Origin of the sequence: Thalassotalea atypica (assembly GCF_030295975.1) — a bacterium.
GTDB lineage: Bacteria > Pseudomonadota > Gammaproteobacteria > Enterobacterales > Alteromonadaceae > Thalassotalea_F > Thalassotalea_F atypica.
In genome coordinates, this window is the sequence record NZ_AP027364.1 from 2,402,867 (window position 1) to 2,425,836 (window position 22,970).

At 38.8% G+C, this 22,970-nt stretch carries 18 protein-coding genes; 6 read left to right on the top strand and 12 right to left on the bottom strand.

The genetic code is table 11. The features are described 5' to 3' along the window. Positions 1-450 precede the first annotated feature (450 nt). Positions 451-3,414, top strand: a complete 2,964-nt coding sequence (rne, locus tag QUE03_RS11080; RefSeq protein ID WP_286261414.1) for a ribonuclease E — start codon at positions 451-453, stop codon at positions 3,412-3,414. A 116-nt stretch (positions 3,415-3,530) separates the two neighbouring features. Here the strand turns inward: rne and QUE03_RS11085 are convergent, their stop codons facing one another. The 10 genes from QUE03_RS11085 to gyrA form a co-directional block, all read right to left on the bottom strand. Next, a complete protein-coding gene (locus tag QUE03_RS11085; protein ID WP_286261416.1) occupies positions 3,531-3,830 on the bottom strand; it encodes a ComEA family DNA-binding protein in 300 nt (99 codons plus the stop codon). Positions 3,831-3,938: 108 nt separating this feature from the next. Next, positions 3,939-4,634 carry an orotidine-5'-phosphate decarboxylase gene (pyrF, locus tag QUE03_RS11090; protein ID WP_286261418.1) on the bottom strand — a complete coding sequence of 232 codons (696 nt, stop codon included), beginning with the start codon at positions 4,632-4,634 and terminating at the stop codon, positions 3,939-3,941. Positions 4,635-4,841: 207 nt separating this feature from the next. Continuing rightward, positions 4,842-6,011 (bottom strand): lipopolysaccharide assembly protein LapB, encoded by a 1,170-nt coding sequence (lapB, locus tag QUE03_RS11095; RefSeq protein ID WP_286261420.1) that lies wholly within the window; start codon positions 6,009-6,011, stop codon positions 4,842-4,844. A gap of 15 nt (positions 6,012-6,026) precedes the next feature. Then, positions 6,027-6,263, bottom strand: coding sequence for a lipopolysaccharide assembly protein LapA domain-containing protein (locus tag QUE03_RS11100; protein WP_286261422.1), 237 nt, complete (start codon positions 6,261-6,263; stop codon positions 6,027-6,029). A gap of 198 nt (positions 6,264-6,461) precedes the next feature. Continuing rightward, a complete protein-coding gene (gene ihfB, locus QUE03_RS11105) occupies positions 6,462-6,749 on the bottom strand; it encodes an integration host factor subunit beta (RefSeq protein ID WP_286261424.1) in 288 nt (95 codons plus the stop codon). Between the two features lie 89 nt (positions 6,750-6,838). Continuing rightward, a complete protein-coding gene (rpsA, locus tag QUE03_RS11110) occupies positions 6,839-8,506 on the bottom strand; it encodes a 30S ribosomal protein S1 (RefSeq protein ID WP_286261426.1) in 1,668 nt (555 codons plus the stop codon). 96 nt (positions 8,507-8,602) lie between these two features. Further along, entirely contained in the window at positions 8,603-9,289 is a 687-nt protein-coding gene (gene cmk / locus QUE03_RS11115; RefSeq protein ID WP_286261429.1) for a (d)CMP kinase, read from the bottom strand. Between the two features lie 224 nt (positions 9,290-9,513). Then, on the bottom strand, positions 9,514-10,794 hold the full coding sequence (gene aroA / locus QUE03_RS11120; RefSeq protein WP_286261431.1) for a 3-phosphoshikimate 1-carboxyvinyltransferase: 1,281 nt from the start codon (positions 10,792-10,794) through the stop codon (positions 9,514-9,516). Between the two features lie 73 nt (positions 10,795-10,867). Beyond that, a complete protein-coding gene (serC, locus tag QUE03_RS11125; RefSeq protein ID WP_286261433.1) occupies positions 10,868-11,956 on the bottom strand; it encodes a 3-phosphoserine/phosphohydroxythreonine transaminase in 1,089 nt (362 codons plus the stop codon). A gap of 103 nt (positions 11,957-12,059) precedes the next feature. Then, a complete protein-coding gene (gene gyrA, locus QUE03_RS11130) occupies positions 12,060-14,774 on the bottom strand; it encodes a DNA topoisomerase (ATP-hydrolyzing) subunit A (RefSeq protein ID WP_286261435.1) in 2,715 nt (904 codons plus the stop codon). Between the two features lie 431 nt (positions 14,775-15,205). Between gyrA and QUE03_RS11135 the strand changes: the two genes are divergently transcribed. Next, entirely contained in the window at positions 15,206-15,448 is a 243-nt protein-coding gene (locus tag QUE03_RS11135; RefSeq protein WP_286261437.1) for a TIGR02922 family protein, read from the top strand. Between the two features lie 85 nt (positions 15,449-15,533). Here QUE03_RS11135 and QUE03_RS11140 read toward each other — a convergent pair whose 3' ends face one another. Continuing rightward, on the bottom strand, positions 15,534-16,064 hold the full coding sequence (locus QUE03_RS11140; protein WP_286261438.1) for an Mpo1 family 2-hydroxy fatty acid dioxygenase: 531 nt from the start codon (positions 16,062-16,064) through the stop codon (positions 15,534-15,536). A 96-nt stretch (positions 16,065-16,160) separates the two neighbouring features. Beyond that, on the bottom strand, positions 16,161-17,447 hold the full coding sequence (locus tag QUE03_RS11145; RefSeq protein WP_286261440.1) for an APC family permease: 1,287 nt from the start codon (positions 17,445-17,447) through the stop codon (positions 16,161-16,163). Positions 17,448-17,598: 151 nt separating this feature from the next. Here QUE03_RS11145 and ubiG point away from each other — a divergent pair, with 151 nt between their 5' ends. From ubiG to nrdB, 4 genes are all read left to right on the top strand, one after another. Then, positions 17,599-18,309: a bifunctional 2-polyprenyl-6-hydroxyphenol methylase/3-demethylubiquinol 3-O-methyltransferase UbiG gene (gene ubiG, locus QUE03_RS11150; protein ID WP_286267820.1), complete on the top strand. Its 711-nt coding sequence runs from the start codon at positions 17,599-17,601 to the stop codon at positions 18,307-18,309. Next, positions 18,309-18,983: an HAD family hydrolase gene (locus tag QUE03_RS11155; RefSeq protein WP_286261442.1), complete on the top strand. Its 675-nt coding sequence runs from the start codon at positions 18,309-18,311 to the stop codon at positions 18,981-18,983. Before ubiG ends, QUE03_RS11155 begins: the two co-directional genes overlap by 1 nt. A 407-nt stretch (positions 18,984-19,390) precedes the next feature. Next, on the top strand, positions 19,391-21,661 hold the full coding sequence (gene nrdA, locus QUE03_RS11160; protein ID WP_286261444.1) for a class 1a ribonucleoside-diphosphate reductase subunit alpha: 2,271 nt from the start codon (positions 19,391-19,393) through the stop codon (positions 21,659-21,661). A 156-nt stretch (positions 21,662-21,817) separates the two neighbouring features. Next, complete coding sequence (gene nrdB, locus QUE03_RS11165) at positions 21,818-22,948, top strand: class Ia ribonucleoside-diphosphate reductase subunit beta (RefSeq protein ID WP_286261446.1); 1,131 nt, start codon at positions 21,818-21,820, stop codon at positions 22,946-22,948. Positions 22,949-22,970 lie beyond the last annotated feature (22 nt).

The window sequence follows — 22,970 nt, forward strand, 5'->3', positions numbered from 1 at the left end:
AACTTTATTGGAGGCTTTTACGCGAATTGTAAGAGGCGAAATGCGGCTACTTTATTGCGCTTATATAACAGACGTAATAACTGAAATGCCCGTTGTTGAGTTCGGCGCGAGTAACTTGCTGAACAGAAACATAAACATTTAGTCCTGCGCAAACAAAGCAAATTATTAAAATAACTGATCGCTACTATCATCCGGTTAAAAATATTAACCTTTATAAAGACAAGCAATCAGTAAAAGCACAGCACGCTTGCTGAGCACATAAAGAATATAATCGTTAAGAATTATTCTTAACGAAATACGACAATCAGATATATTTAACAGCTTATTAAGTAACATGGCTTAATAAGATTGACACCCGAGAGGCTGACAAGCTGCTGTTACCATTGCAATAGATTGCTTTGTGTTCTAAGCAAATGGTGTGCTGTGACTAAAAAATGAGTCACAGAAACTATGAAACGTATGTTAATCAATGCTACGCAATCCGAAGAATTACGTGTAGCACTCGTTGATGGTCAACGCCTTTACGATTTAGATATCGAAAGCCCAGGTCATGAACAGAAAAAAGCCAACATTTATAAAGCCAAAATCACGCGTATTGAGCCTTCATTAGAAGCGGCGTTTGTTGATTACGGCGCTGAACGCCACGGTTTCTTACCAATGAAAGAAATCGCCCGCGAATACTTCCCTGACGGATATAAATTTCAAGGTCGCCCTAACATCAAAGATGTTTTAAAAGAAGGCCAAGAAGTTATCGTTCAAATTGATAAAGAAGAGCGCGGACAAAAAGGCGCTGCGTTAACTACCTTTATTAGTCTTGCTGGTAGTTATTTAGTACTAATGCCAAATAACCCACGAGCAGGCGGTATTTCTCGCCGTATTGAAGGTGATGAGCGCACTCAACTTAAATCATCACTGAATAAATTGAGCCTGCCTAAAGGTATGGGGTTAATTGTTCGTACTGCTGGTGTAGGGAAAGATTACGAAGAGTTGGAATACGACTTAGACAACCTACTTCGTTTATGGAATGACATTTCAGAAGGTGCGGCAAGCCGCCCTGCTCCGCTATTAATTCACCAGGAAAGTAACCTAATACTTAGAGCAATACGTGATTACTTGCGTCGTGATATAGGTGAGGTACTCATCGATCGCCCTAAAATTTACGAGAGCGTTAAAAAACACATTGAAGTAGTACGACCTGATTTTGCAAACAAAGTTAAATTGTATACAAACGATGTTCCTTTGTTCACTCATTATCAAATTGAAACGCAAATAGAATCAGCGTTTCAACGAGAAGTAAGACTTCCTTCAGGTGGCTCAATTGTTATTGATCCAACCGAAGCAATGATCTCTATCGATATCAACTCGGCAAGAGCAACTAAAGGTGGTGACATTGAAGAAACCGCATTTAACACTAACCTTGAAGCAGCAGAAGAAATAGCACGCCAATTACGACTGCGTGATGCTGGTGGTTTAGTTGTTATCGACTTTATCGATATGACGCCCGTACGCCATCAACGCGAAGTTGAAAATCGTATGCGAGATGCTGTCCATCAAGACAGAGCTCGTATTCAATTAGGTAGAATTTCTCGCTTTGGCTTATTAGAAATGTCACGCCAGCGTTTACGTCCTTCGATTGGTGAAACAAGCCAAGGTGTATGCCCTCGTTGTAATGGTACTGGTCAAATTCGCGGCATTGAATCATTAGCCTTATCAATTCTTCGCCTTATGGAAGAAGAGGCTATTAAAGATAATACTGCGCAAGTACAAGCACAAGTACCTGTGCCTGTGGCAACCTATCTGTTGAATGAAAAGAGACGCAGTGTTTTCCATGTTGAAAAGCACCATCATGTAAAAGTCTTGATCATTCCTAATCCAAACATGCATACACCGCAATATGAGGTGATACGTGTTCGAAAAGACGAAACAATTGCAGAAGCTAGTTACGATATTGATGTTAAAGCAGGTGTAATAGAAGAAGCTGTGATGCCTAAATTCAATGCTGAACAAGTAAAACGTGATGAGCCATTGATACAAGGTATGGCTGCACCAAAACGTTCGGCTGTAGTAAAACAAGATAGTAAAACTCCTAATAAGAAAGCAGAAGCAAAATCGTCTAAGGGTATTGTCGCCGGTTTCATAGAATGGTTGGGGGGATTATTCAAGGCTGAGGAAGTTGTAGAAGAGAAACCTCAACCTAAAAAACGTCCAAGACATGATAATCAGCAGCGAAATAGAAAAGGCCGTCAAGGTCAAGGTCAACGCAGAAATGCCCGTCCTGCAAGGGATAAAGAAGCTTCCGTTGAAGAAAAAGATCAAAAACAAGATGGTAAACAACGAAATCAGCGCAAACCCGCTCAAGATCGCAATCAAAAGCCAAAGGAAGAGAAAGTAGCGGAAAAAAGGCAGCGTCGTAATAACCGCAAAAAAGTTCGTGTAAATGATGCAAGAGCAGAGGTAAACACGACTACTGACAAAGTAAACGTTGCTACTCAAAATAAAACAGACAAGGCCGATAAAAAAACAACGAAAGTTGATAAGGCTGCGGAAGTTAAGTCTGAAATAATTGACGCAGATAATAACGCGATAGAGTCTAAAGGTGAGCGCACGAGGAACAGACGCTCTCCTCGACACTTAAGGTCGCATGGTCAACGTCGTCGTAAAAGTAACGACGATAAAGATAATGTTGTTAGTAATGAAGCCATTAACAATACAACTGAAATTAGCGAAGACCCTGTACAAGCAAGGTACCCTGAAAATCAGGCTGTTGAAAGTAACTCAGTAGAGGTGCAGCAAGATCTACCATTAACATCACAAAGTGTTGTTGAGCAAGCACCTGTCGAGCAACCTATTTTGACTAATGAAGCCGTTGGCGTTTCAACAGAGCAACAAACTGAGTTGCCTTTGGAAGCTACTGCTACGCCAGTTGAAGCTGCTAAGCCAGTTGAAGCGACTGAGCCAGTTGAAGCTGCTGAGCCAGTTGAAGCTGCTGAGCCAGTTGAAGCTGCTGAGCCAGTTGAAGCTGCTGAGCCAGTTGAAGCTGCTGAGCCAGTTGAAGCTGCTGAGCCAGTTGAAGCTGCTGAGCCAATTGAAGCTACTGAGCCAGTTGAAGCTGCTGAGTCAGTTGAAGCGACTGAGCCAGTTGAAGCGACTGAGCCAGTTGAAGCGACTGAGCCAGTTGAAGCTGCTGAGCCAGTTGAAGCTGCTGAGCCAGCGAAAATGAAAAGCATAGCAACTAAAATGCAACAATTTCGTGCTTCATCACCTATGGCAAAGCCTGAAACTTCGCATGAAATGAAGATGTTGCCGACAGATTTTATAGCATCAGAAGCTCGATTAGCTCATAGCAAATCCGGTCGTAATGCAATAACTGCTGACGCATTAAATAGAAGCAGTGCTGGCCCTACTAAGCCGTAATTACGATATCAGTTTACAGGAATAAAAAAAGCCACCAAGTGCATACTTGGTGGCTTTTTTATTAATAATTCAATTTATCTCTAAGCCACTTTTTAACGAATAAAAAGTTAGCTTGATTAAATAGACAGTTGGGCAAGATTATCCGCCAATACTTTGTCACCAATTCCTTTTACTTTTAGTAAATCTTCTAATGAGCTAAAGTGCCCATTTAACTTGCGATAGTTCACTATCGCGTTAGCTTTTACTTCACCAATGCCTTTAAGTTGCGATAACTCTTCGACTCCAGCTTGATTAACATTAATAGTTAACATATGTTTTTGCACATTTGCAGAATCGACTGTTTCAGCCATGCTATACGCAGAAGTTGTAGCTAATAAAGAAAGCGCTAATAACGCCATAGATATGATTTTTTTCATAAGTCATCCTTGTAAAACTTTTCCATTAAAAAAGCAGTCATAACCATTATGACTGCTTTAACAATTAGACTTAACTTTTGAGTTTGTCAAAAAAATAATTAATTATTTTTAACTAAGTGACTGATTAATTTGCTGTAAAACATAGCTAGGATCCGATGATTGCGTTATCGGACGACCAATAACTAGATAATCAACACCTACCTCAATAGCCTGCTCGGGCGTCATAATGCGCTTTTGATCATCTGAAGACACCCCTTTAGGGCGAATACCTGGTGTTATTAGTTTAAAATCATCACCAAAGGTTTCTTTTAAGCTCTCCGCTTCCCACGCTGAACAAACAACACCGTCAAGTCCAGCATTTTGTGCAAGTGTTGCTAAAGCATCCACCTGCTCTGCTGGAGATTTTTCAATACCTAAGCCAGCTAAGTCATCTTCGCCCATACTTGTTAGTACAGTTACCGCAATAAGTAGTGGTGCTTTATCGCCGTAAGCAGATAGTGCTTCTTTAGCTTTAATCATCATTTGCGTCCCGCCCGAGGCATGAACATTAACCATCCATACTCCTAGCTCTGCAGCCGCAGTAACGGCCTTTGCCACCGTATTAGGAATATCATGAAACTTTAAGTCGAGAAAAACATCGAACCCACGATTAACCAGCTCTTTGACAAATGCAGGACCAAAATAGGTAAACATTTCTTTGCCCACTTTTAATCTACAATCACTTGGCTGAATTTTATCAACAAAAGCAAGAGCGTCAGCTTGGTTATCAAAATCTAATGCCACAACAACTTTGGCTTCATTCATAGAGGATTCCTTTGAGTCTGTAGGAAAAATTTCCCGTATTATACAGCGAAAATCCAGATAAATTTAGCAATAAGAAAATTTTAATTGAATGCAAAAATAATTATCGTTTGGAAGTTGAAGCCGAGAATAAATGAATAAAGTGCATCTTAATCAAAATAACTTGTCTCATGATAACTTTAAGATGTAGCTTGATTAGTGCACCTAAATTTATTCGCCTTCTAGTCCACGAACAGGTTTTAGTTGTTCCCAATCATGACATGAAGGACAAGCCCAATAATGAGTAGAACTATTGAAACCACAAGTTCTACAGCTATATCTCGGGCGCATATTAATATAAGCCGATATGAGCTCCTTGATGACATCTAAGCTTTCATTTTGATGCTGAGAAGCAACATCATTCATTTGGAGCTTAATAAAGTGCTTAAACCCTCTTATGGTTGGCCTTCGTTTCAGGGCTGAAAGTAGAAACTCGTGTGCTTTTTGTTGTCCGTGTTTAGTAGAGATATATTCCAAATACTTGATTAAAGCTGAAGTACTGCCCGTTTCATCATACACTTTAGAAATAAACTTGAAATATTCGGGCTCTGCATCGATTTGAGCATAACAGTGATGCATTTTTTCTATTACGTCTGGGAAGAACTCTTTGTCTTGCTCATAAATATCTTGATAACATTTACATGCTTCATCATATTGCTGATGACCTTCATAAACAGACGCTAGCAACCAATTAGCACGACAAGAATTTGGGTCAAACAGTAATGCATTTTCCAACAATTCAACAACTTGAATAAACTCCCCCTGCTCATCAGCAATCGTTGCTAGTTCACAATAAAAATTTGCTAGCTCATGCAGTAATTTTTTATCTTTACTTTTGATGATCGATTTTTTAAGCGCAATGCCTTGATTCCAATCTTTCGTAGATTGGTATATTTGCATAAGTGCTTTGTGAGATTTTAATCCATATTCTTTTGTTTTAAGCAGTTTATAAAACATTTTCTCTGCCCGGTCGTAAAGGCCTGCACTCAAAAAATCTTTTGCTAATTCAAATACAGCTTGTCGCTTCGCTTTTGTCGGGAGATTGCCGTGACGCACTAGGTGTTCGTGAACCTTTAATGCTCTATCAAGCTCTCCTCTGCGCCTAAAAAGGTTAGCCATGGCAAAGTGCGCTTCTACTGTATCATCTTCAACCTTTAACGCCTCAATAAGATAATCTATCGCTTTATCTTGCTGGTTTGACAATAAGTAATTTAGCCCAGTAGAGTATTTAATTGACAGATCTTGCGTTGCTGTTTGATCTTTTTGCTTGATACTATTTCGTCCCATGAACCAGCCATAGCCCATTGCCACAGGTAACAGTAAAAATAACAGCTCTAACATATGAAAATTTAAACCTTATTTTGTGTCTGTAGAAGACTTTCGTCTAAATGGCTTTATCAGTTTCCACAATAAAATAGTCAATAAACCAAGGAAAAATCCTAATGTTGTGAAAACACTTACCGCCATAGCGACAGGTATATTCGCTTTAGCGACAATATAGTTAATCGTAATTAGTTGATCATTTTGACTACCAAAAATAAACGCTATGGTTAAGAGTACAAAAACAAAAAACAAAGTAAAATAGAGCTTCACAATAATTCCTCTAAAATCGTTTTACACAAATTCACTATAGAAATAACGTCTGCAATAGCATGCCAATGCAGTTAAGTTCAGGAGTATAAAATAGCATTAATCTTAAGTGAAAACATTGTCTTATTTTTTACATATATTTATGACGACATAAAAAAAACGGCATGCTAAAAAGCATGCCGTTTTATCAATCAATTTGCATTACGCTATCGAAAGATTAACTCTTTCACGTAACTCTTTTCCTGGCTTAAAGTGTGGTACATATTTACCAGTAAGCTCTACAGCCTCACCCGTTTTTGGGTTACGGCCTGTACGTGGTGCTCTAAAATGTAGAGAAAAACTACCAAAACCTCGAATTTCAATACGCTCACCTTTAGACAAGGATTGCGCCATCATTTCTAAAATTTCTTTTATCGCAACTTCAACTTCTTTAGCAGAAAGATGAGATAAACTTTCCGTTAATTTTTCAATGAGTTCTGACTTGGTCATTAGACCTCCAGTTTCATTAAGCTTCACGCCTATCGAGTTTACAATTGAGGAGAATTTTGACCTTCTCCTCTCCTTATGCCACTAAAGAATTAACCTTTAGCGTTTTTAAATGCTTCTGCCATAGCGTTAGCGAAACCGCCTTCATCAGTAGTTTGATTCAGGTTGTCCATTGCTTGACGTTCTTCAGCTTGATCTTTCGCTTTGATAGAAAGGCTGATAGTACGGTTCTTACGGTCAACACCAACAAACTTAGTTTCAACTGCATCACCAACAGATAACACTGTAGTTGCATCTTCAACACGCTCAACAGAGATGTCAGCTACACGTAGGTAACCTTCAACGCCTTCAGCTAATTCAATTTTAGCGCCTTTCGCATCTACTTCAACAACTTTACCATTAACAATAGCACCTTTTTTGTTGTCTGTCAGATACTGATTGAATGGGTCATCTTCAGCTTGTTTAACACCAAGAGAAATACGTTCACGCTCAGGGTCAACTTGCAATACAACAGCAGTGATTTCATCACCTTTCTTGTATTCACGAACCACTTCTTCGCCGCCATTCCAAGAAATGTCAGATAAGTGAACAAGACCGTCGATGCCACCGTCAAGACCGATGAAGATACCGAAGTCAGTGATTGACTTGATCTTACCGCTAACTTTATCACCTTTGTTGAAGTTCTTAGCAAACTCTTCCCATGGGTTCGGGATACATTGCTTAAGACCTAAAGAAATACGACGACGTTCTTCATCAATTTCAAGTACTAATACTTCAACAGTATCACCTAAGTTAACAACTTTAGATGGGTGGATGTTCTTATTAGTCCAATCCATTTCAGAAACGTGAACTAAGCCTTCAACACCTTCTTGGATCTCAACGAAACAACCGTAGTCTGTTAGGTTAGTTACGCGACCAGAAAGTTTAGAACCTTCTGGGTAACGGTTAGCAATTGCTACCCATGGATCTTCACCTAACTGCTTCATACCTAATGAAACACGTGTACGTTCACGGTCAAACTTAAGTACTTTAACTTGGATTTCATCGCCAACATTAACTATTTCACTTGGGTGTTTAACACGCTTCCAAGCCATATCAGTAATGTGTAATAGACCGTCGATGCCGCCTAAATCAACGAATGCACCGTAGTCAGTAAGGTTCTTAACGATACCTTTAACTTCTTGGCCTTCTTGTAATGATTCAAGTAATTCATCACGTTCTACGCTGCTTTCAGATTCGATAACAGCACGACGAGAAACAACAACGTTATTACGCTTTTGGTCAAGCTTAATAACTTTGAATTCTAAATCTTTGCCTTCTAGATGCGCAGTATCGCGTACTGGACGAACATCTACTAATGAACCAGGCAAGAATGCACGGATGTTGCTCACTTCAACAGTGAAACCACCCTTAACTTTACCGTTGATAACACCGATAACAGTTTCTTTTTCTTCGTAAGCTTTTTCAAGCACTTGCCAAGCTTCGTGGCGTTTTGCTTTTTCACGAGAAAGTACAGTTTCACCGAAACCGTCATCCGTAGCGTCTAATGCTACATCAATTTGGTCACCCACATTGATTTCTACTTCACCAGCAGTGTTTTTAAACTGGTCAATAGAGATTACAGATTCAGATTTTAGGCCAGCATCTACAATAACGTTGTCTTTTTCAATTTTAACAACTGTACCTTTGATGATTGAACCAGGACGTGTTTCGATTTCTTTTAAGCTTTCTTCAAAAAGCTGTGCAAAATTTTCAGTCATAACTTTGTTTATGAACTCATTTGATTAATCCAATCAACTTACATGTTTCATGGGGTTGTTAATGTGACTTAATACATCCATATATCAAGTTTATTTTTAATTTGCGTTTAATTTTTCATTCGTAAATGAAAGCACTTTACTGACCACCTCTTCAATAGAAAGTTCAGTAGAATCAACAATTAACGCGCCCTCTGCAGGTACAAGCGGAGCCACTTCTCGGCTACTATCTCGCTCATCCCGTTGACGTATGTCATCCAAAAGGCGCCCGATTTTAACATCAAACCCTTTCGCTTTCAACTGTTCAAATCTTCGTCTTGCGCGTTCTTCTGCACTAGCGGTAAGAAATACTTTAACCGGAGCACTGGTAAAAACCACTGTTCCCATATCTCTTCCATCTGCAACTAGGCCTGGCGCTAGCTTAAACGCACGTTGGCGTCTTAATAATGCTTCACGAATCCTGGGGAATGCTGCGACTTTAGACGCCAAAGCGCCAACTTCTTCAGTACGAATCGTATCGGTTACATCTTCACCCTCAAGGATCACTTTACTTTGACCATCTGACGTAATTTCAAATTGCACATCTAAGTGGGCTGCAATTGGTATTAACGGTTCTTCTTCAGATACTTCGATATTATGGTGTAGAATTGCTACCGCTAAAACACGATAAATTGCACCACTGTCTAATAATTGCCAGCCTAAATTCTCAGCAACTAAACGTGATACAGTGCCTTTTCCTGCGCCACTGGGGCCATCAATAGTTATTACTGGAATGCATTCCTGCATACATTTTTCTCCTAATGTCGCAAATCGGCGGCATTATACGGTAATTATTTTTCAAAATCGCCTAAAAACTATTTTTGTAACAATTAGACAACATTTGAATTTTACATGAACACTTGGTATATCGGTTCAAAGTGCCTAGGACGCTATCTATTTTTAACTTTTTCGTCAAAATAGTAACTGCTTTGTTCCATTTTATAGTTACACGTCCTAGGTGTTAAAATGGCTTAATTGGACACTTGTTCCAATTTTTCAAAATAATCGGGGAATGTTTTCGCCGTGCACTTAGGATCATTAATGGTAACGGCGGTATCACTGAGTGCAACTAGTGAAAAACACATGGCCACGCGATGATCGTTATATGTATCAATCGCTGCATGCACCAATGACTTAGGCGGTGTTATAGAAATATAGTCTTCCCCTTCCTCAACAATCGCACCAACTTTCCTGAGTTCTGTCGCCATTGCCGTTAATCGATCGGTTTCTTTTACACGCCAATTATAAATATTGCGAATGCTAGTTGTCCCTTTAGCGAAAAGCGCCGTGGTAGCGATAGTCATCGCAGCATCAGGTATATGGTTCATGTCCATATCAACAGCTGTTAAAGCTCTACCGACAACAGTAATTGATTCATCATTCCAATTCACTTGTGCGCCCATTTTTTCAAGCACATCAGCAAAGTGTTTATCACCCTGTACGCTTAGTCTGCCTACACCGTGAACCGTAATTTCACCACCTTTGATAGCGCCTGCTGCCAAGAAGTAAGACGCGGAAGAAGCATCACCTTCCACCATATATCTTTCTACAGCTTGGTAAGTTTGGTTACCTTTTACAATAAATGATTGATAGTTATTGTTTATAACCTTAACGCCAAACCTAGACATGATATCGAGCGTGATATCAATGTAAGGCTTTGACACCAATTCACCTTCAATTTCAATTTCTGTATTGCTTTCCAGCAATGGCGTAACCATTAAAATAGCGGTCAAGAATTGACTGGAAATTGAACCATCAATAGTCACCTTTTCACCGCTAAGCTTGTGGCCTGTAATTTTTACAGGGGGGTAATCGGTATTTTCAAGATATTCAATATTTGCGTTCAATTGTACTAATGCATTAACCAAGTGACCGATAGGCCTTTCCTTCATTCTTGGTTCACCGGTAAGTATAAACTCTCCTGAGCTGGCAGCTAATGCAGCACACAACGGACGCATCGCTGTACCTGCATTACCTAGATACAACTCTATTTGCTTATCTGTTTTGAAGAAGCCGTTATTGCCAATAACCGTACATTCGGTGCCACAATCACTTAATGTATAATTAACACCTAAACTGGTTAAGGCTTTAAGCATGTGATTAATATCATCGCTTACCAATAGATTAGTAATTTTAGTGGTGCCATTTGCTAATGCCGCAATTAATAAAGCACGGTTAGAGAGACTTTTTGAGCCTGGTAAAAATACTTCACCGTTAATTCTATTAATCGGTTGTAAAGTTAACTGTTCCACTTTATTTAACCTCCCACATTAATTCTATCGTCATCTTCAATGGTGACATGATTATTTCCCTCTCTAATTTTTATTATGCTTTATGGCGCTCAGCGAATGCGTTCATAAAGTTAACTAAGGCAGCAACACCGTCAAGTGGCATCGCATTATAAATGCTTGCACGCATACCACCGACTGAGCGATGTCCTTTAAGTGCAACTAAACCGGTACTTTTGGCTTCTGCCAAAAATGCATCATTTAATGACTCATCATTAAGCCAAAAAGGAATATTCATTAATGATCGATTCTCATTTGAGATATCGTTTTTGTAAAAATCATTCCTATCCACTGTGCTATATAATAACTCAGCTTTTTGACGGTTAATCTCAGCTATTGCTTTAACACCACCTATTTCTAACAACCACTCAAAAACTAAACCAGCCAAGTACCAAGCATAGGTTGGCGGCGTGTTATACATTGAGTCATTTTCTGCAGCTAGTTGATAGTTCAATACTGAAGGTGTTTGCTTGCTAGCACGTCCTAATAAATCTTCTCTTATGATGACTAAGGTCAATCCCGACGGTCCAATATTTTTTTGTGCTCCCGCATAAATAACCCCGAATTTAGACACGTCAATCTCACGCGACAAAATAGTAGAAGACATATCAGCAATTAGTGGAATACCGTCAGTTTCTGGTACGTCGAAAATCTCTATGCCATCAACCGTTTCATTAGGGCAATAATGAACATAAGCTGCATCTTTAGACAACTTCCACTGACTTGTTGGCAGGACCTGTGTTGTATCACTTTCTTTTGTGACAATATTTATGGTATTGATATTTCCATAATTAGCCGCCTCTTTTGCTGCCGCTTTAGACCATGAGCCTGATACTATGTAATCAGCCTTACCGTTTTCAGGAAGCAAATTTAGTGGTACCGCTGAGAATTGTCCACGACCACCGCCATGACAAAAGAGCACTTTATAGTTTGAAGGAATCGACATCAAGGTTCGCAAGTCAGCTTCTGCTTTTTTCGCAATTTCAATATATTCTTTACTGCGATGGCTAAGCTCCATCACTGAACTACCAACATCATGCCAATTTACAAATTCACTTTGTGCTTTAAGCATTACTGGCTTAGGCAACATCGCTGGACCTGCACAAAAATTGAACACCTCAGACATCTTTACTTCCTTTACTAAACTATTAAATAACGTTTTTCTATTTCACCGATTTCTTTGCAAAAAAAATGGGCGGTTAAACCGCCCATTTTATTTTTATTAGCGGTTATTCTTCGGGATCCGAGAGGCTCTCATCATTCGAGAGTTCTTCAGTTGCTACTGCTATGTTCTCAGCAGCTTCTGATCCTTCAACTTCGCCTTGCTCATCTTCTGATGACAATACTTCAGTCTCTTCAATTTCATCAATACGTTGTAAAGCAACTACATGCTCATCTTCAGCAGTACGAATCAAACGAACACCTTGTGTATTACGACCAATAACACTGACCTCATTTACGCGAGTACGCACAAGAGTACCGTTGTCTGTGATCATCATGATTTCGTCATTTTCTTCGACTTGCACAGCACCAACAACTTTACCGTTACGTTCGCTGACTTTAATCGATACAACACCTTTAGTCGCACGACTTTTCGCTGGATACTCGTCTAAGTCAGTTCGCTTACCGTAACCATTTTCAGTAACAGTCAATACTGGTCCGTCATTTTTAGGCACTATAAGTGAAACCACTTTTTGATCGCCCTCTAAACGAATACCACGAACACCTGTTGCAGTTCGGCCCATGGCACGTAACGCATGAAGTTCTTCACCTGTTTCAGGATCAATTTTCACTTCACCTGTTTCACTGTCCCGTTGCTTCTCATTAAAGCGTACAACTTTACCTTCATCAGAGAACAACATGATGTCGTTTTCGCCGTTAGTAATATCAACACCAATTAAGGTATCGTCATCACGAAGATTCAAAGCAATAATACCGTTCGCACGTTGATTAGAGTATGCAGTCAACGGCGTTTTCTTCACTGTACCCGACGCTGTTGCCATGATGATGAACTTATCATCTTCGTATTCACGCACAGGTAAAATTGCGGTAATTCTTTCATCGCTTTCCAATGGCAATAAGTTAACGATTGGACGACCTCTGGCTGTTCTGCTCGCTAATGGCAATTGATACACTTTTAACCAATAAAGCTTACCGCGATTTGAGAAACACAATATTGTATCGTGCGTATTGGCCACTAATAAACGTTCGATGAAATCTTCTTCTTTCATCTTAGTCGCCGCTTTACCCTTACCGCCGCGGCGTTGAGCTTCGTAATCACTTAGTACTTGGTACTTAACATAACCTTCATGTGAAAGTGTTACGACAACATCTTCTTCACAAATTAGGTCTTCTAACGATAAGTCATGTGACGCATTGGTGATTTCCGTACGACGTTCATCACCAAATTCATCACGAATTAACTCTAATTCTTCACGGATGACTTCCATCAAACGTTCTGGTGAAGCCAGAATATGCATCAATTCAGCGATTAAATCTAATAACTCTTTGTACTCGTTTAGAATCTTTTCATGTTCCATACCTGACAATTTATATAATTGCAGATCGACAATCGCTTTAGCCTGTTGAGGCGTTAAATAGTATAAACCGTCTCGAATACCGTATTGTGGTTCTAGCCACTCAGGACGAGCCGCGTCATTACCAGCGGCTTCTAACATGCCACTCACATTGCCTAATGCCCAACCTTGTGAAATTAGCTTTTCTTCAGCTTCTTTACGATTTGCTGAGCTTTTTACTAATTCGATGACTGGATCAATGTTCGCCAATGCTATCGACAAACCTTCTAAGATATGAGCGCGATCTCGTGCTTTACGCAATTCGAAAATGGTACGTCGAGTAACCACTTCACGACGATGCAATATAAAGGCATCTAACATTTCTTTTAGGTTGAATAATTTCGGCTGACCTTCAGTTAAAGCCACCATATTCAAACCAAAAGACACTTGCATTTGTGTAAGTTTGTACAAATTGTTTAATACAACTTCACCTACTTCACCACGCTTAACTTCAACAACCATACGCATGCCGTCTTTATCAGACTCATCACGCAAAGCAGAAATACCTTCTAATCGTTTCTCTTTGACTAGCTCAGCCATTTTTTCAATCAGACGAGCCTTATTTACTTGATAAGGAAGCTCATGTACGACAATAGTTTCTTTACCAGTTTTGTCATCCACTTCAATTTCAGCACGAGCACGGATCTTAATTTTACCACGACCTGTATTGTAGGCGTCTTTGATACCGTTACGACCACTGATAATACCAGCTGTTGGGAAGTCAGGGCCTGGAATGTATTCCATTAAATCATCAATGCTAAGTTCGCTATTTTCTATTAATGCTAAACAGCCATTGATGACTTCGGTTAAGTTATGAGGTGGAATATTAGTCGCCATACCGACAGCGATACCTGAAGAGCCATTTACTAGCAATGCAGGAATTCGTGTAGGCATTACTGCTGGAATATGCTCAGTACCATCATAGTTGGGTACAAAATCAACAGTTTCTTTTTCAAGGTCGGCAAGAATAGAATGAGATATTTTGTTCATTCTAATTTCGGTATAACGCATAGCCGCTGCAGAGTCACCATCGACAGAGCCAAAGTTACCCTGACCATCAACAAGCATATAACGCATTGAAAAGTCTTGTGCCATACGAACAATAGTATCGTAAACAGCAGTATCACCGTGAGGGTGATATTTACCGATCACATCACCAACAACACGAGCAGATTTTTTATATGGTTTATTCCAATCGTTACCTAGCACATTCATGGCGAATAGCACGCGTCTATGTACTGGTTTCAAACCATCGCGAACATCTGGAAGTGCGCGACCAACGATTACACTCATAGCGTAATCTAAATATGAGCTTTTAAGCTCATCTTCAATATTAATTGGAACGATTTCTTTTGCCAGATCGGACATAAATCAATGGATCCCTACTAGTAGATTTTTTGAAATTATTATAATTTTTCGAACAAGGCATACTAACATAAATTTCTGGGATGCCCTAACCGAAATTTAGCTTTAATTTACCTCTATAAAGCACCTTTTTAAAGAGTTTTTTAAAGCTTAGTGCTAAACATAATAACCAATTGTTTTAATTAAATTTAACTTAACTTAGCCAAGACCTAAAATTACCGCTAGATAGATTAAAAATTATCTTTAAGGTTACTTTTCAAACAAAACCAATAATTAATTAAGAAAACCTGAATATTATTGAGTGAATTTCAACCAAAGTTATCACACCAATGAGTGTTACAAATTAGCGCGATAGTTTACATAGTTATTACAGTTTAAACGTTAAAAAAGAGTAAAATTATCCGCACATCCACAACATGACATAGGTTATTTCAATGAGCAGTTTATATAAAACAGTGACGATAATTTATTATGATGAAGAGTCTTTAGCACTAGAGCATGCTGTAGAAAGTTTTATCTGTTTAAATGGTGGCCGTGTCGAAATTCCTAGAAGTTTTAAAGAGAACAAATCCATCGTTGCTGTATGCGAAGGAAAGATTAACATTCTCAATAAACTCGGTGAGCGAGTTCAAGTTCTTGATGAACAAGTTTTTGAATCCGCCACGGCATGTTATTAGGGTCAAACTAGCAATGATGATTATTTAAGGCACTATGTCTTCAATTAATAGTGCTGACTAATTCTTGCTTTTCAAATGTTCCACATTAGCTTTTGTTGCTTTCAAATTCTTTTCGCTTGTCTATCGCTTCATTGTAGACTTTCTCTTCCATTGCTTTATTAAGGCCTAACGCAAAATAGATTTCCGCTATTAAGAATAGCGGCCCAATAAGTAGTTGGTTTAAATCATCGACAAATGCTGGCTTAGCCTTTTCATAAGCATGCCCAATAAACTGCAATATCCACCCCCCAACAAAAACTCCTATTGCAATAACAATAACATGCTCGTGCCCTACAAATAGGTGTGTGCTGTAGATAATAGGACCAAAGATTATTAAAACCAATATTGCCATCGGGATATATAGAGCAACATAATACACAAGAGCAACCAAACCTATGATTGTCCCTAAACCAACAGATACCAACTCACTATTGATGGTAAAATCAAAACTTACAATATTAAGTAATAACGCTACTGACCATATGATCAGCGGAATGCCGATAAAGTGGGTTTTGATATTGCTGGTATTTAAATGAACACTTTTGTAAGTTGAGAGCTGATCTGTAATAGATTTCATTTTTAATTATTATTTTAAGATGAACTTACCGTCAATTTAACGACAAAAACAAACAAAATCAATCAAACTTCTGCAAAAATGCTGCTAAAATTCATTTCAATGAGATGTTTCTGTTTTCTTATGTCGGCCCAAGAAGTATAAACCACTGCCTGCAATCATAAATAGCGCCGTCATAAGCCAAGAGTTTACGCTAGCTTGAATGGAAAGCCATAAGCACACGCACAATGCACTTAAGGGTATAACTAATCCCAACGGCAGTCGCCATTGCCCTTTTGATCTTAACTCTGGCTGTAGTTTTACCAGTGCAGCAATAGCTATAAAATAACCAATTAGTCGTGCCAACGAACTCACGATGGCAAGCCAAATAAAGCTGCCGGTAATAGCTAAAAAGCCAGCAACGATGACTAAAAATAAAATGGCATTACGTGGAATTTTCTCTTCCGATGTGACTTTGGCAAACCATGAAGGAAAATTCCCCTGCTCCGCTAGCGCATAAGTCATTCTAGGCGCGGTGAAAATGACTGTAGATAAGTTACCCGCAATAGAAATGATTGCCGCAACAGTAATAATCACAGCTCCTATATCACCAGTCATCGTCGATGCGGCTGCAGCTATGGGTGCCTCAGTAGAGGCCAAATTAGGCAACACTGACACCGCTATTGCTTGAATACAAAAATATAAAACAGCAGTAGTAATCAATGTCAGGACTAATGCCTTGGCAATATTCTTAGTTGGATTTTCACTTTCTCCTGCAGGTACTAACGCTCCTTCAAAACCGATAAATGCATAAACCAACAGAAGTAACGTTGCTTCCATTTGTGAAAATGGCATTGGTTCAAATAATATCAATTTTTCTGGTTCTAAGTGGAAAAACCCAACAGCAATAAAAAGTATTAAAGGCAATATTTTCAACATGGTGATGCTCTTTAATACCAACATGGTCTTTCTAACGCCAAGCAAGTTAATTGCAGTTAACATACTCAGTACACAAACAAGGGAAATGATTTTTAAAAAGCCTTCATTAAATGGCGGGTAGATAAAGCCAAGGTACAAAACCAACGCGTTGCTGTTGGCTGCTAATGCAGTAAGGCGGCCAATATATAAAAGCCACGTCGTTTGGAAAGAGACATGGCTACCAAAAGCTTTTTGAGTATAAAGTACTGGTCCTCCCGTTTTATCAAAACCAGCGGATAATTGAGCAAAACTTAAAATCACTAACGACATCAGTAATGCACATACGATAAACATCCAAGGACTTAAGTTACCGCTCAGCTCTGCTGCTCCTGCTGGCAAAGCAAAAATTCCAGCACCAATTAAGCCATTAATGGCCAAAACTGCTATGCCCAGCTTAGTTATTGTTCTTTTAAAATTAGAAGAAGACATTAATTACGACACTTCCTTGGTTTGCATTAATTGAGCAACTCAAAATATGAGAAGGATCAAACAACGCGTTATTATTGTTATTTTCAATGCTAGGTTTACAAACTACTTTAGTTTAGAATCCGGTGCATTCACTGATAAATACCTTACGCTAATGTCAAAATCTCTCAATGTAAATTTAGAAGAAATAGAAAAATTTGAAAAAGTTGCCAGTCAATGGTGGGACTTAACAGGTGACTTTAAACCGTTACATCAAATCAACCCACTGCGTAGACAGTTCATTTTGCAACATAAGCCGGACTTATTTGATGCAGAGGTGATTGATGTAGGCTGTGGCGGTGGCATACTCACGGAAAGCATTGCTAAACTGGGTGCCAAGGTGACAGGTATAGACATGGGAGAAGAGCCATTAAATGTGGCGAAGTTACATGCGTTAGAGTCTGGTGTAACAGTGAACTATGAAAAAATCACTGCTGAAGAAAAAGCGCGTGCTTGTGCTGAGCACTTTGATGTGGTGACATGCATGGAAATGCTTGAACATGTACCAGATCCCGCCTCCGTAATTAAAGCCTGCGCTGATATGGTTAAACCTGGTGGTTATGTATTCTTTTCTACGTTAAATAAGTCGACAAAGTCTTACCTTCTAGCGATTTTGGCAGCAGAAAAAATATTAAAATTAGTTCCTGACGGCACGCACGATCATAATAAATTTATCAAGCCTTCAACCCTAATTGAGTGGGCAGAATCAAATAGCCTTAAGTGTATTGACGCCACAGGCATTCACTACAACCCGTTAACTGAAAACCACAAATTAGGCCCAGGGCTGGATGTTAACTACCTGTTGTGCTGTCAAAAGGTTAGATAATGTCAACAATATTTAAAGGCGTTTTATTTGATTTAGACGGCACATTATTAGATACAGCAGATGATTTAGGCGCAGCACTTAATCATGTACTTGAATCTAATGATTTTCCAATCGTAAACCCAAGCCAATACCGACCAATAGCCTCTGACGGAGCGAAAGGCTTATTGCATTTAGGTTTTGGCAACAAAATAGATGCATTTAATGAAGATTCATTACGGCAACAGTTTCTATCTTATTACGAAGCAAATATTGCGGTGCATACTAAATTGTATGAGGGTGTTACTGAGTTGCTGGCCTTTTTAAACCAACAAGGCGTTCCTTGGGGTATCGTCACTAATAAGCCCATAGGACTAACAAACACGTTATTGCCCTATTACCCTGAGTTGTCAAAAAGTTATGTCAATATTGGCGGTGATAGTTTACCAAGTAGAAAACCCGCCCCTGAACCTTTATTACACGCATGCCAACATTTACATATCAAGCCAAATGAATGTGTATATTTAGGAGATGCGCCTAGAGACATACAAGCTGCAAATGCTGCCGATATGTATTCTGTAATAGCGCTTTGGGGTTATATTGTTGATCAAAATGCATGTGCTAACTGGTCAGCCAATTTACATTGTTCAAATCCTAAGCAATTGATAAACCTATTCCGTCAACTGATGAGCAATTAGTAATCAAGGCATGCAACTCATTGATTATTAATCATTTTATTATTTTTATACTTTTTTTGAATTAAACTTGTGCGAAACAACACAAAATAATTCTAAAGGTGTAAATTTAGTAAAAATAACCGTTGCGTTTTACTAAATTCAAATTTGAAAAGCCGCACTAGGTTAGTCAATACTAACTGGTCAAAAAGCTGCTCGATTATTAAATAATCAAGCAGTTTTTTAGGACTTGCAATGACACCAAAACCTCATTATCTTGTGATTATATTTTTAAAAATCACTATATCTTGTGCATCATATGTTCAAACACATACTAAAAAAGTTTGACAATAACCAACGAATATTGTCAGCACAAAATCTGGTTCTACTTCAAACAACAATTACTATAATAAAAACAATTCAAGGTCCTCATGAACAGTAATCTCTTCGTAACAAAGCGTAATGGCGAAAAAGAAGCTATCGACTTAGAAAAAATTCATAAAGTTATAGCATGGGCGGCAGACGGGTTAGATAACGTTTCTGTCTCACAGGTAGAGCTAAAGTCTCATATCCAATTTTACGATGGTATAAAAACCGAAGATATTCATGAAACCATCATTAAGGCTGCCGCAGATTTAATCTCTGAAGAAACACCTGATTACCAGTTTCTTTCTGCACGCTTGGCAATATTTCATTTACGGAAAAAAGCGTACGGTCAATTTGAACCGCCTAAGTTATATGATCATGTTGTTAACATGGTTGAGGCGGGTAAATATGACAAACACTTGACAGAAGACTATACGCCTGCTGAATTTGAAACGTTAGAATCATTCATTGATCATCGCCGAGATTTAGATTTCAGTTATGCTGCAGTTAAACAGCTGGAAGGCAAATATTTAGTTCAAAACCGTGTAACAGGTGAAATTTATGAGAGTGCACAGTTTTTATATGTTTTAGTGGCTGCGTGTTTGTTTGCGAAGTATCCACAAGATACTCGTTTGGAGTATGTCAAAAGGTTTTATGATGCAATTTCATCATTTAAAATTTCTTTACCGACACCGATCATGGCCGGAGTACGCACACCAACACGTCAATTCTCCTCATGTGTTCTGATTGAATGTGGTGACAGCTTAGACTCAATTAACGCAACTTCAAGCGCTATTGTTAAATACGTTTCTCAACGTGCAGGTATAGGTATTAATGCAGGTCGCATACGTGCACTAGGCAGTACGATCAGAAATGGTGAAGCATTTCACACGGGCTGTATTCCCTTTTACAAACACTTTCAAACAGCCGTTAAAAGCTGTTCTCAAGGTGGTGTTCGAGGCGGTGCCGCAACATTATTTTACCCGTTATGGCATTTAGAAGTTGAAAGTTTACTGGTGCTTAAAAACAACCGCGGAGTTGAAGAGAACCGAGTTAGACATCTAGATTACGGTGTACAATTCAATAAACTGATGTACCAACGTCTGATCAAAGGTGAATCTATTACCTTATTCAGTCCTAGTGATGTCCCTGGTTTGTATGACGCATTTTTTGAAGATCAGAATAAATTTGACGAACTTTATGTGAAATACGAACAAGACGATTCAATTCGTAAAAAACGTATTAAAGCGATCGAACTATTTAGCTTATTTGCTCAAGAGCGAGCAAGCACAGGTCGTATCTATTTACAAAATGTTGATCACTGTAATACGCACAGTCCATTTAACCCTGAACATGCGCCAATCAGACAAAGTAACCTTTGTTTAGAAATCGCCTTACCGACTAAGCCTATGGTTGATGTGAACGATGAAAACGGTGAAATTGCGTTATGTACTTTATCTGCTTTTAACTTAGGGGCAATTGAAAGCCTTGATGAATTAGAAGGATTAGCTGATCTTGCAGTACGCGCACTTGATAGCTTATTAGACTACCAAGACTACCCTGTACCGGCTGCATTTAATGCAACTATGGGGCGTCGAACTTTAGGTATAGGCGTAATAAACTATGCCTATTATCTCGCTAAAAATGGCGTGTTTTATTCAAACGGTAGTGCAAATAACTTAACACATAGAACCTTTGAAGCAATCCAGTATCACTTACTTAAAGCTTCGAATAAATTAGCTAAAGAGCAAGGGGCTTGTCCGCTATTTAACGAAACAAAGTTAAGCCAAGGCATTTTACCGATTGATACTTATAAAAAAGAGATCGATAAAGTTACTGGTGAGCCGTTGCATTTAGATTGGGAATCGTTAAGAGCTGATATTAAAAAATACGGCGTTCGTAACTCGACAGTTTCTGCCTTAATGCCATCTGAAACATCATCGCAAATTTCCAATGCCACTAATGGTATTGAGCCACCTCGCGGATTGATCAGCATCAAAGCAAGTAAAGATGGAGTATTAAAGCAGGTAGTACCTGAATACCAAAAATTAAAAGGTAATTACGAGCTATTGTGGAATATTCCGAGCAATGACGGTTATTTAGAACTCGTCGGTATTATGCAAAAATTCATCGATCAAACGATTTCAGCAAATACCAATTACGACCCTTCACGATTTGAAGGCGGAAAAGTACCTGTTAAACAGATCATTAAAGACTTATTGACGGCCTACAAACTCGGCGTGAAGACACTTTACTACCATAATACTCGTGATGGCGCTGCTGACAGCCAAACAGAAGTAGATGATGGTTGTGAAGGCGGCGCGTGTAAAATTTAGACATGCCTTTGTCAGTAAAATAAAACTCATATCAACCGTAGTGAATAAAGTTCACTACGGTTTATTCATACCCAAAACACCAAAATTAAGAAGAATAAAGGTGTTTAAAAACGACGATATTGTGAAGCACAATCACAATATAAACAGGAGTAATCGATGTCGTACACTACATTTAATCAAACGCCTAACAACGCCCTTTTAGAGCCCATGTTTTTGGGGAATAGCGTTAATGTTGCACGTTATGACCAACAACGATTTATTGCGTTTGAAAAATTAATTGAAAAGCAGTTATCTTTTTTCTGGCGCCCTGAAGAAGTAGATGTTTCAAAAGACCGTGCAGATTGGCAAGGTTTAACTGAATCAGAAAAACATATTTTCATTTCAAATCTAAAATATCAAACGTTGCTAGACAGCATGGCAGCACGCTCTGTAAATGCTGTTTTACTGCCTCTGGTATCGTTACCTGAAGTTGAAACTTGGGTAGAAACATGGGCATTTAGTGAAACAATTCATTCACGATCATACACACATATATTGAGAAACCTCTTTACCGACCCTGGTGAAGTGTTCGATGATATCGTTGTAAACCCAGCTATTTTGAAACGTGCCAGCTCAATTGCTAAATACTTTGATGATGTCATTATTACTACGCAGTTATTGCAATCACAAGGTGAAGGTGAATATGACGTTGAAGATAAAACTATTGAGGTGTCTGAGCGTAAATTAAAAGAACGTCTATTCCTAGCGATCTGTTCAGTTAACGCCCTTGAAGCAATTCGTTTTTACGTTAGTTTTGCCTGCTCTTTTGCTTTTGCAGAGCGTGAATTGCTTGAAGGTAATGCAAAAATCATTAAGCTAATTGCTCGTGATGAAGCACTACACTTAACCGGTACTCAACATATTTTGAACAATTGGGCCGCAGGTAATGACGATCCAGAAATGAAAGAAATTTCTGAACAAATGCGTGATGACGGACGTCAAATTTTTATGGACGTTGTTGAACAGGAAAAAGAATGGGCACAATACCTATTCAAAGACGGTTCAATGATAGGCTTAAATGCAGAAATATTAAACCAGTACATTGAATACATTAGTAACCAACGTATGACTGCTATTGGATTGGATGCTCCGTTTAATGTTAAAAGTAACCCACTACCTTGGATGAATGCCTATTTGGTTAGTGACAATGTACAGGTGGCTCCTCAGGAGACTGAGATCTCTAGTTACTTGGTTGGCCAAGTTGATTCTTCAGTCGCTGTAGACGATTTCGATGATTTCGATCTCTAAATTACATACCAATATATCGGTA

Bases quoted from the DNA above. Each gene is read 5' to 3' on its own strand.
- ubiG (WP_286267820.1), top strand. From the start codon at position 17,599: ATGTCAAAATCTCTCAATGTAAATTTAGAAGAAATAGAAAAATTTGAA.
- serC (WP_286261433.1), bottom strand. From the start codon at position 11,956: ATGTCTGAGGTGTTCAATTTTTGTGCAGGTCCAGCGATGTTGCCTAAG.
- rne (WP_286261414.1), top strand. From the start codon at position 451: ATGAAACGTATGTTAATCAATGCTACGCAATCCGAAGAATTACGTGTA.
- pyrF (WP_286261418.1), bottom strand. From the start codon at position 4,634: ATGAATGAAGCCAAAGTTGTTGTGGCATTAGATTTTGATAACCAAGCT.
- cmk (WP_286261429.1), bottom strand. From the start codon at position 9,289: ATGCAGGAATGCATTCCAGTAATAACTATTGATGGCCCCAGTGGCGCA.
- QUE03_RS11145 (WP_286261440.1), bottom strand. From the start codon at position 17,447: ATGTCTTCTTCTAATTTTAAAAGAACAATAACTAAGCTGGGCATAGCA.
- QUE03_RS11085 (WP_286261416.1), bottom strand. From the start codon at position 3,830: ATGAAAAAAATCATATCTATGGCGTTATTAGCGCTTTCTTTATTAGCT.
- lapB (WP_286261420.1), bottom strand. From the start codon at position 6,011: ATGTTAGAGCTGTTATTTTTACTGTTACCTGTGGCAATGGGCTATGGC.
- nrdB (WP_286261446.1), top strand. From the start codon at position 21,818: ATGTCGTACACTACATTTAATCAAACGCCTAACAACGCCCTTTTAGAG.
- ihfB (WP_286261424.1), bottom strand. From the start codon at position 6,749: ATGACCAAGTCAGAACTCATTGAAAAATTAACGGAAAGTTTATCTCAT.
- QUE03_RS11140 (WP_286261438.1), bottom strand. From the start codon at position 16,064: ATGAAATCTATTACAGATCAGCTCTCAACTTACAAAAGTGTTCATTTA.
- gyrA (WP_286261435.1), bottom strand. From the start codon at position 14,774: ATGTCCGATCTGGCAAAAGAAATCGTTCCAATTAATATTGAAGATGAG.
- rpsA (WP_286261426.1), bottom strand. From the start codon at position 8,506: ATGACTGAAAATTTTGCACAGCTTTTTGAAGAAAGCTTAAAAGAAATC.
- QUE03_RS11135 (WP_286261437.1), top strand. From the start codon at position 15,206: ATGAGCAGTTTATATAAAACAGTGACGATAATTTATTATGATGAAGAG.
- QUE03_RS11155 (WP_286261442.1), top strand. From the start codon at position 18,309: ATGTCAACAATATTTAAAGGCGTTTTATTTGATTTAGACGGCACATTA.
- nrdA (WP_286261444.1), top strand. From the start codon at position 19,391: ATGAACAGTAATCTCTTCGTAACAAAGCGTAATGGCGAAAAAGAAGCT.